The following is a 9,007-nucleotide window of genomic DNA, read 5'->3' on the forward strand; positions in this document are numbered from 1 at the left end:
TACCGCCACCCGAAAAATTGCCGGTATCGGATCACTAAGGAGTAAGCATGACCACTGTTACCACCCCTTCCCAGCTGAAAAAAGAAGTCGAATCTCAGAAAGAATTATTGCTGCGCGCCTGCCTCGAAGCGTTCAACCAGCTGCCTAATCAGCGCCTGCAAGGCGCTTTCACATCGACGTATGCACTGGCGGCAAAATTAGACCAGCTGCTGCAACAAACTAAATAGCACTGACGACCCGGCCAAGCCGGGTCTTTAACAGAAAGATCGAGGACAAACGACATGACCACACAAACCCTTGAGCAGACTCTTGAAGATTTTCGTCGCCAGTGTGAGAGTTTTGCGCGCGAACAGCAGCCCCGCTGCGGCCTGATTTATGAACTGTATCAGCGCCGCCTGAGCGCGGTTATTGACGGCTATCTTGCTGGCGTTCCGGCCGAGTATCGGGAAGAACTGATCGCGGTAGCGCGGCGTGAATTTGACTATCTGACCCAAGACGAGATCGCGGAAGAAATCCGGCAGGATCGGGAAAACGATTATTGCAGCCACGGTATTGAGCGTAATTGTTGCCCGCTGGGCTGCGGAGATCTAGACGATTACTGAGCCGCCGAAAGAAAAAAACCCGGATTGACCGGGCTTTTTTCTTTCCGCTGCGCGGCCGTTTCAGTTATTACTCCGCGCTGCTTTTGGCAATTTCTGTATAGCACAATACACTACACATTAAGCTCGTTTGCTTCGACGGCTAGCCAGCAGTTAAAGGTTTCGCTCTGCCGTTCGCCGCCGCAACCTCCCTCCGCTTTCAGCTTTCCGCAAGCCTGGCATTTCCCCAGCTGCGCCTTTTGCTCCTGCCACTGTTGCCAGTTTCGGATCAGCAGCAGTTGGAAAAACTCATTCGTGGAATAGGCTGTTCGTCCTGGACGACGAACCCGGCAAAGCTCCTGTAACATTGCTTCTTCCTGTTTTGTTAGCGTGACTGTCACGCTAGCGCCTTCCTCTTTGAGTCGCGCGCGGCGCCGGGCCTGGCGAATACGGGCTTGTTCACGCTGTCGGTCATTCATATTTTTCCTCCACGTGACTGTCACGTTGAATTAAACCGGGCATTACCCCTGCGGGGCCGTTCTGCCGTGCTGCGCATCGAGCCGCTACGCGTCTCGCCCCTTCGGGCGGCGGCCACTAATGCCTCCGGCCTGCGGCCTCCGCGCTTCGCTTGAAAAAAAACCGGGACATGCCCGGTTTACATTATCTCAGTAGAATTATGGCTATCGCGGCACCCACGGCGGCGCCCACAATAGTGCAGCCAGCTGTAATAAAAAGGATCTGACGGGTTAACGTCTCAGCTCTGGACGCCTGCGCGCGGCGGAACTTCGTCAGAAATTCCTCACGCGCCTTAGCATCATCACTAATTGCCAGGCTAATTGAACGCTGGTTTTCTACTAAAGTCCGTTTAAGAGAGTCTGCCGTCTCTCCTAAACTTTCGGTGTCTTTTGCCAGCTTTTCCGAAAGCGCAGAAAGTATCTCAGTCATTTCTTTCTGACTTGCGGTGATTTCCTTCGCGTCACCTAAAAACCAATCCATCAGAACTTCAAATTTATCTGGCTGCTTTTCCATTTTATTCTCCCATTAAAGCCGCATATGCTTTATCGAGATTAGCTTTAACAGGAATTGCCTGTTTCATGTAGGTATAACGGCGGGCCAGTTTTTTGCGCTCGTCAGCATCCGTTGTTTGTTTAGCGCGGGCTTTAAATTCTTCTGGATCTTCAGCGGTCAATGCTTCGAATGAGATACGGTGATACGCGAGATATTCGAAAACTTCACTGTTATAAATAACAGATTTCTTGCTGATTTTGCCAACTTTCGTTCGTTTGACAAATTCAAATACCGGCGCCAGTACATCCTCTACTTCACTATCTGGACTAATGCGGTTTGGAACAAAGATGATTTTATCGCTGCTTACACCTGCCTTACTTAACGTATGTGCTGTTTTCAGGCTTTCATCAATGGCCTTATTATCAGGCGTAACCGGGATTACATACTTATCAAATTCATTCGCGCCACTGTCAAAGCGGGACATTGCCATCAGGAACGCTTCTACGTTTGACGCACCAATATCAATAATCCCGGCATCTTCAAAAACAATATCTTCAATCAACCGTGAAAAGTCATCACCTTTAAAAATGGAAACATTCTCAATCCCCAGATCGGAAGCAGACTGGTTGATAGTTTCAACCGCATAGAATTTTGCTCCAGTCAGACGCGGGGCTAACAGGTAGGATGAAATTAAGGTTTTACCAACGCTGCCACTGTAATTAATTACCGCTACTTTCATAAATCACCTCAGAATTTTTTATTGAACATCTTAGGGTCGAAATCTTCACTGATTTTATTGAAGAACTCTTTATCAATAATGCCGGGACTTTCTTTTTTTTCACTTCCTTGCGGTTCAGGCTCAGGCGGCGTTTGTGTATTGTGCAATACACTTTCCTCTGCACCTTTCTCGCTACCTCCTTTTTGTGTATTGTGCAATACACTATCATCATTGTTCGGCATCCTTTCATGTGTATTGTGCATTCCATTTTTCCGGATTTGCCGCGCTCTATATAGGGACGTATCAAAGCTACGAACGTTCACACCTTCCAGGCCGAAGCGTTCAGAAACTGCCTTATAAATTTCCTCCCTGGAAACTCCCAGTGACAGCATTTCTTCTATTTCCGGCAACATCAACTGAAGTGCCGCCCTGATACTTTTGGGCTTCATAGTACCCTCATTTAGAATGATGTAATTTTGATGTAATTTTGATGTACTTTTGATGTACTTTTGTTGTACTGGCTACCTCATGACCAAAGAATGATGTAATTTTGTTGTACTGTCAACCTTCAAGTGATGTAATTTTGATGTAATTTTGATGTACTTTTGTTGTACTGGTATTCATGCAAGCATGAATACGGAATATTGAACGCTTTTTAGCCAGTTAGTCCTTAACCTACGTAGATCGCCCCTACCAAAAAAGATGATTTTTTATCCCTTAACCTGCTATACACCTAACGCAGCGCGATAAATCACGATATCATACTGATTTAAAAGATAAAAAAATAAATAGCAACAATATTCGGTAATAATTAGGTATTAAAAACACCCAATAACTCATTGTTTTATAATGAGTTTTCTTTATTACTTTGGTAATACTAAGATTTCAGCTTGTTAGATCCCAATTTTTTGTTTAAAAAATGCACAATGTGAGGACTGAATGCCAATAATAACCGCAAAAGTATCAGATGAACTTTTGGCCTATATAGACCTGGTTTCAGGAGGTAATCGGTCAGATTATCTGCGGCGCTGCATTGAAGCTGGCCCAGGTGATCGGGAGTCCGGGTTGAAAATAGTTGCCGACCGGCTGAGCGACGTAAATCGCAAACTGGATTATCTTTTTGACCGTGCTTCAGATGCGGATTTTGGCCCACTGCGCGATGAGCTGAAGGCAATAACCGAAACGCTATCTGGCGTAAAATTCCCACCGGCAGGACAGATGATGTTGCATGAATCACTCGCTATTGAAACGCTAATCCTCCTGCGCTCGATAGCAGAACCGGGCAAAACCAAAGCGGCAAAAGCAGAGGTTGAACGTAACGGCTACAAAGTCTGGGAACCAAAAAAGGAGCGCTGAAATGGACGATAGAGAAAGAGGCTTAGCATTTTTATTTGCAATTACTTTGCCTCCAGTGATGGTATGGTTTCTAGTTGCAAAATTTACCTACGGTATTGATCCATCCACGGCTAAATACCTGATTCCGTATCTGGTTAAGAATACTTTTTCGCTATGGCCTTTATGGTCAGCTTTAATTGCTGGCTGGTTTATTGGTGTTGGCGGTCTGATCGCTTTTATCATTTATGATAAATCACGCGTGTTTAAAGGCGAAAGATTCAAAAAGATTTATCGTGGTACAGAGCTTGTTCGCGCCAGAACACTCGCTGATAAAACACGCGAAAGAGGTGTCAACCAGTTAACCGTGGCTAATATCCCCATACCTACATACGCTGAGAACTTGCATTTTTCGATTGCCGGTACAACCGGTACTGGTAAAACCACAATTTTCAATGAACTGTTATTTAAGAGCATCATTAGAGGCGGCAAAAATATTGCTTTAGATCCAAATGGGGGCTTCTTAAAGAATTTCTATCGTCCCGGCGATGTTATTTTAAACGCCTATGATAAACGCACTGAAGGCTGGGTGTTTTTCAATGAAATTCGCCGTTCATATGATTACGAGCGCTTAGTGAACTCTATTGTTCAGGAAAGCCCTGATATGGCTACTGAAGAATGGTTCGGCTATGGCCGTCTTATTTTTAGTGAAGTTTCGAAAAAACTTCACAGCCTATATAGCACAGTAACTATGGAAGAAGTTATTCACTGGGCCTGTAACGTTGACCAGAAAAAATTAAAAGAATTTTTAATGGGGACGCCTGCCGAAGCTATTTTTTCCGGGTCTGAAAAAGCAGTTGGAAGCGCGCGATTTGTTCTCAGTAAGAATCTTGCCCCACATTTGAAAATGCCGGAAGGTAATTTTTCCCTGCGTGACTGGCTTGATGATGGAAAGCCGGGAACCCTGTTTATCACCTGGCAGGAAGAAATGAAAAGGTCACTTAATCCGCTAATTTCCTGCTGGCTGGATTCGATTTTTTCTATCGTGCTGGGTATGGGTGAAAAAGAAAGCCGCATTAATGTATTTATTGACGAGCTGGAATCACTCCAGTTTCTGCCAAACCTCAACGATGCACTGACCAAAGGGCGTAAAAGCGGTCTGTGTGTTTATGCTGGCTATCAAACCTATTCTCAGCTGGTTAAGGTTTATGGTCGGGATATGGCTCAGACAATTCTGGCTAACATGCGTTCTAACATCGTGCTGGGCGGCAGCCGTCTCGGTGATGAAACGTTGGATCAAATGTCGCGCTCACTCGGTGAGATAGAAGGCGAAGTTGAGCGTAAAGAATCCGATCCTCAGAAGCCCTGGATTGTCCGTAAACGCCGCGACGTTAAAGTTGTTCGTGCCGTAACGCCTACCGAAATATCAATGTTGCCAAACCTCACCGGCTATCTGGCGTTGCCTGGTGATATGCCCGTCGCTAAGTTCAAGGCTAAACACGTTAAATACCATCGCAAAAACCCTGTTCCTGGCATTGAACTGAGGGAGATCTGATGCTTGATATAACCACGATTACCCGCCAGAACGTCACTAGCGTTGTGGGCTACTACTCTGATGCAAAGGATGATTACTACAGTAAGGATTCATCATTCACGTCCTGGCAGGGAACCGGAGCTGAAGCCCTCGGCTTATCCGGGGACGTTGAATCAGCCCGGTTTAAAGAGCTGCTTGTCGGAGAGATAGATACCTTCACGCATATGCAGCGACACGTGGGTGATGCCAAAAAAGAGCGTCTGGGCTACGACCTGACGTTTTCAGCGCCTAAAGGGGTATCCATGCAGGCGCTGATACACGGCGATAAAACCATTATCGAGGCTCATGAAAAAGCTGTTGCCGCTGCTGTGCGTGAAGCTGAAAAACTCGCGCAGGCCCGGACGACTCGCCAGGGGAAATCAGTAACCCAGAATACCAATAACCTTGTCGTCGCTACTTTTCGCCACGAAACGTCCAGGGCGCTAGATCCTGATTTGCACACCCACGCTTTTGTCATGAACATGACCCAGCGCGAGGACGGCCAGTGGCGCGCGCTCAAAAATGATGAGCTGATGCGTAACAAAATGCACCTGGGCGATGTTTACAAACAGGAGCTGGCGCTGGAGTTGACCAAAGCCGGTTATGAGCTGCGTTACAACAGCAAAAATAACACGTTCGATATGGCCCATTTTTCAGACGAACAGATTCGCGCTTTTTCCCGCCGGTCGGAGCAAATTGAAAAGGGACTCGCTGCAATGGGCCTGACGCGGGAAACCGCCGATGCTCAGACGAAAAGCCGCGTCTCGATGGCGACGCGTGAAAAGAAAACAGAGCATTCCCGTGAAGAAATTCACCAGGAATGGGCCAGCCGCGCCAAAACGCTAGGCATTGATTTTGATAACCGTGAATGGCAGGGACACGGTAAACCTCTGGAGGCTGATATTGCGCGCAACATGGCCCCGGATTTTACCAGCCCTGAGGTTAAAGCTGACCGGGCTATCCAGTTTGCAGTTAAGTCGCTGTCAGAGCGCGATGCCAGCTTTGAACGCCAGAAGCTGATTCAGATCGCTAATAAGCAGGTGCTGGGCCATGCCACAATGGCCGATGTTGAAAAAGCGTACCTGAAGGCGGTACAGAAGGGCGCCATCATCGAGGGCGAAGCCCGGTATCAATCAACGCTGAAGGTCGGTGCTTCAGTTATGGCCGAAACTCTGACGCGCAAAGAGTGGATCGACTCGCTGACGAATAGCGGGATGCGTGCGGATAAAGCCCGTTTTGCGGTAGATGATGGTATTAAAAACGGCAGGCTTAAAAAGACCAGCCACCGCGTCACTACCGTGGAGGGTATTCGCCTTGAGCGTTCCATTCTGACTATCGAATCACGCGGCCGGGGGCAGATGCCGCGACAGCTGACCGCAGAGATTGCAGGCCAGCTGCTCGCCGGGAAAACCCTCAAGAATGAGCAGATGCGCGCAGTTACAGAAATTGTGACGAGCAAAGATCGTTTTGTGGCCGCACATGGTTACGCCGGTACCGGTAAAAGCTATATGACGATGGCCGCTAAAGAGCTGCTGGAGTCACAAGGGCTGAAGGTCACGGCGCTGGCCCCCTATGGGACACAGAAAAAAGCGCTTGAAGATGATGGATTACCGGCCCGCACCGTTGCCGCCTTCCTCAAAGCGAAGGATAAAAAGCTGGATGAAAAATCAGTCGTATTCATTGATGAAGCCGGGGTTATACCCGCCCGGCAGATGAAACAGCTGATGGAGGTGATCGAGAAGCATAACGCTCGCGCGGTATTCCTGGGGGATACGTCACAGACGAAAGCGGTAGAAGCCGGTAAGCCTTTTGAGCAGCTGATTAAAGCAGGTATGCAGACCAGCTACATGAAAGACATTCAGCGACAGAAGAATGAAGTTTTGCTTGAGGCGGTTAAGTATGCCGCTGAAGGTAATGCCGCGCGCGCCCTGAAAAATATCACCGGCGTGAACGAACTGAAGGAAGAAGCGCCCCGACTCGCTCAACTTGCCGATCGCTACCTGTCTCTGTCCTCAGAACAACAGGATGCCACCCTGATAATCTCTGGTACGAACGCCTCACGCAAAACCCTCAATGACTACATCCGGGGCAATCTGGGGCTTGCCGGAACCGGCGAAACGTTCACGCTACTTGACCGCGTGGATTCGACACAGGCGGAACGCCGCGACAGCCGTTATTTCAGTAAAGGGCAAATCATTATCCCCGAACAGGATTACAAAAATGGTATGAAGCGGGGCGAGTCTTACCAGGTTCTTGATACCGGGCCGGGCAACAAATTGACGGTTGAAAGCAGCAGCGGTGAGCAGATCGCTTTCAGCCCGCGTACACACACCAAGCTGTCTGTATACCAGGCAGTCAGCGCCGAACTGGCGCCGGGCGATAAGGTCATGGTAACGCGTAACGATAAAACGCTGGACGTTGCCAACGGCGACCGCTTCACGGTGAAAACCGTGGAGGGTGAAAAACTGACGCTTGAGGACAAAAAAGGGCGCACGGTTGAGCTGGACAAAAAACAGGCTTCTTATCTTTCCTATGCTTATGCAACCACCGTCCACAAATCCCAGGGGCTTACCTGTGATCGCGTGTTGTTCAACATAGATACCAAATCGCTTACCACTTCTAAGGACGTTTTTTATGTTGGTATTTCGCGTGCGCGTCATGAGGTGGAAATTTTTACCGACGATAAAAAATCTTTGGCATCGAGCGTGAGCCGCGACAGCCCGAAAACCACGGCCGCAGAAATTGACCGTTTCTTTGGGCTTGAGGCCAGGTTTAAGGATATTGGCCGCGATACCAGTTTAGAAACCCGATCAGCTGAAAAAGGTCTGCCAGAAGCCACGGGGGAAAGCATGGCGTTTAACCAGAAACCCGATGAACATAACATGACAACCGGCACTGATTATCAGCCGGTGAGCAACGCAGAGGACGCCTTTCATCTTAAGCAGAACCCTATGGATGATTCCGTTGGCCTGCGGCGTCATGAAGCACAGCAAAATGATGCAGAACTGGCCCATGATTATGCTGCTGCCGACGATCAGCAGTGGAGCGCGCAGGAGTATGCCGATTACGAGCATTATGCCGAAGCATCAGACTACGACTTTGACAGCAGCATTTACGACGATTACGCCATGCCGCAGACGTCTCAGGCGGAACAGAGCCATACCGGAAAAGAACACACCCATGAGCATGAGCATGAAGAAGGGGGCCATGAAATCTGATGGAGCAGACCGACAAGCGCAAGCAGGATAAACTGAAGTTCGACCGGGTAATTAATCTGGCGCGCAGACTGCCGCAACCGGCGATCCATGACTTACTACGCGCGCTGATACTGCCAATTCAGGCCGATTACTTGCTGGCCGTTGGCACGGAGGGCCAGGACGCGCGCCCGGACATGAACGAGCGCGAGTTCTTCTTCACAAAAATCATCTGGGCGATGGATTACACGCACATGAAATCACTCAGGCTTGCAGCTGAAGATTTTCCCCTGGCGCTTGCGACGGCCAAGATCCTGCCGTGGCCGTGGGGTGAATCAAGCTACCGGAGTGCTTTAGCCGATATAGGGGTTCGAGGTTCAATCGTGTAAAAAACCACGTTAAGGCAATAATTCATTGTTTGAATTGAAATTTAATGGCCTCAACTCTCCCTTCAGAATATTTTCCGGCAGCGTGAACGTATAATGTCCCAGCATGTTGATATGACCGTACATCAGTGGCGACAGGCGTGAGATATGCTCGTCTTCCGGGATCTCACCAGCGCTGCGCAAATGTGATAGCGCTTCCTGCATATAAAGCGTGTTCG

At 48.6% G+C, this 9,007-nt stretch carries 11 protein-coding genes; 6 read left to right on the forward strand and 5 right to left on the reverse strand.

Going from position 1 to position 9,007, the window contains the following annotated elements; genetic code table 11:
- The first annotated feature begins 47 nt into the window (after positions 1–47).
- Together ccgAI and ccgAII are read left to right on the forward strand one after the other, a co-directional pair.
- A complete protein-coding gene (gene ccgAI, locus ACOI7D_RS27245) occupies positions 48–227 on the forward strand; it encodes a protein CcgAI (RefSeq protein WP_000214483.1) in 180 nt (59 codons plus the stop codon).
- Between the two features lie 54 nt (positions 228–281).
- The gene (ccgAII, locus tag ACOI7D_RS27250) at positions 282–602 is read left to right on the forward strand and encodes a protein CcgAII (RefSeq protein ID WP_001749971.1); all 321 of its coding nucleotides are present in this window, start codon (positions 282–284) and stop codon (positions 600–602) included.
- A 110-nt stretch (positions 603–712) separates the two neighbouring features.
- Here the strand turns inward: ccgAII and ACOI7D_RS27255 are convergent, their stop codons facing one another.
- From ACOI7D_RS27255 to stbA, 4 genes are all read right to left on the reverse strand, one after another.
- Entirely contained in the window at positions 713–1,057 is a 345-nt protein-coding gene (locus tag ACOI7D_RS27255; protein WP_000999874.1) for a hypothetical protein, read from the reverse strand.
- 181 nt (positions 1,058–1,238) lie between these two features.
- Positions 1,239–1,607: a plasmid stabilization protein StbC gene (stbC, locus tag ACOI7D_RS27260; RefSeq protein ID WP_000414913.1), complete on the reverse strand. Its 369-nt coding sequence runs from the start codon at positions 1,605–1,607 to the stop codon at positions 1,239–1,241.
- 1 nt (position 1,608) lies between these two features.
- Complete coding sequence (stbB, locus tag ACOI7D_RS27265; RefSeq protein ID WP_001749973.1) at positions 1,609–2,325, reverse strand: StbB family protein; 717 nt, start codon at positions 2,323–2,325, stop codon at positions 1,609–1,611.
- An 8-nt stretch (positions 2,326–2,333) separates the two neighbouring features.
- A complete protein-coding gene (gene stbA / locus ACOI7D_RS27270; RefSeq protein ID WP_001749974.1) occupies positions 2,334–2,753 on the reverse strand; it encodes a plasmid stabilization protein StbA in 420 nt (139 codons plus the stop codon).
- A gap of 490 nt (positions 2,754–3,243) precedes the next feature.
- Here stbA and ACOI7D_RS27275 point away from each other — a divergent pair, with 490 nt between their 5' ends.
- Genes ACOI7D_RS27275 through ACOI7D_RS27290 form a run of 4 tightly spaced genes read left to right on the forward strand, consistent with a single transcriptional unit; the run spans position 3,244 to position 8,792 of the window.
- Positions 3,244–3,660, forward strand: coding sequence for a hypothetical protein (locus ACOI7D_RS27275; RefSeq protein WP_001749975.1), 417 nt, complete (start codon positions 3,244–3,246; stop codon positions 3,658–3,660).
- Position 3,661: 1 nt separating this feature from the next.
- Entirely contained in the window at positions 3,662–5,191 is a 1,530-nt protein-coding gene (locus ACOI7D_RS27280) for a type IV secretion system DNA-binding domain-containing protein (protein WP_000342688.1), read from the forward strand.
- On the forward strand, positions 5,191–8,427 hold the full coding sequence (gene mobF, locus ACOI7D_RS27285) for a MobF family relaxase (protein ID WP_012561166.1): 3,237 nt from the start codon (positions 5,191–5,193) through the stop codon (positions 8,425–8,427). Before ACOI7D_RS27280 ends, mobF begins: the two co-directional genes overlap by 1 nt.
- Positions 8,427–8,792, forward strand: coding sequence for a DUF6710 family protein (locus ACOI7D_RS27290; RefSeq protein ID WP_012561167.1), 366 nt, complete (start codon positions 8,427–8,429; stop codon positions 8,790–8,792). Before mobF ends, ACOI7D_RS27290 begins: the two co-directional genes overlap by 1 nt.
- Positions 8,793–8,801: 9 nt before the next feature.
- Here the strand turns inward: ACOI7D_RS27290 and ACOI7D_RS27295 are convergent.
- Positions 8,802–9,007 (reverse strand): Tn3 family transposase (locus ACOI7D_RS27295; RefSeq protein ID WP_032356802.1); only part of this gene is annotated, 206 nt, incomplete at its 5' end.

The organism is Klebsiella sp. C360 (assembly GCF_048822415.1).
Lineage (GTDB): Bacteria > Pseudomonadota > Gammaproteobacteria > Enterobacterales > Enterobacteriaceae > Klebsiella > Klebsiella quasipneumoniae.

What these genes read in the sequence shown, in the direction of transcription:
- ccgAI (WP_000214483.1), top strand. Translation starts at nt 48, where the DNA reads ATGACCACTGTTACCACCCCTTCCCAGCTGAAAAAAGAAGTCGAATCT.
- ccgAII (WP_001749971.1), top strand. Translation starts at nt 282, where the DNA reads ATGACCACACAAACCCTTGAGCAGACTCTTGAAGATTTTCGTCGCCAG.
- ACOI7D_RS27255 (WP_000999874.1), bottom strand. Translation starts at nt 1,057, where the DNA reads ATGAATGACCGACAGCGTGAACAAGCCCGTATTCGCCAGGCCCGGCGC.
- stbC (WP_000414913.1), bottom strand. Translation starts at nt 1,607, where the DNA reads ATGGAAAAGCAGCCAGATAAATTTGAAGTTCTGATGGATTGGTTTTTA.
- stbB (WP_001749973.1), bottom strand. Translation starts at nt 2,325, where the DNA reads ATGAAAGTAGCGGTAATTAATTACAGTGGCAGCGTTGGTAAAACCTTA.
- stbA (WP_001749974.1), bottom strand. Translation starts at nt 2,753, where the DNA reads ATGAAGCCCAAAAGTATCAGGGCGGCACTTCAGTTGATGTTGCCGGAA.
- ACOI7D_RS27275 (WP_001749975.1), top strand. Translation starts at nt 3,244, where the DNA reads ATGCCAATAATAACCGCAAAAGTATCAGATGAACTTTTGGCCTATATA.
- ACOI7D_RS27280 (WP_000342688.1), top strand. Translation starts at nt 3,662, where the DNA reads ATGGACGATAGAGAAAGAGGCTTAGCATTTTTATTTGCAATTACTTTG.
- mobF (WP_012561166.1), top strand. Translation starts at nt 5,191, where the DNA reads ATGCTTGATATAACCACGATTACCCGCCAGAACGTCACTAGCGTTGTG.
- ACOI7D_RS27290 (WP_012561167.1), top strand. Translation starts at nt 8,427, where the DNA reads ATGGAGCAGACCGACAAGCGCAAGCAGGATAAACTGAAGTTCGACCGG.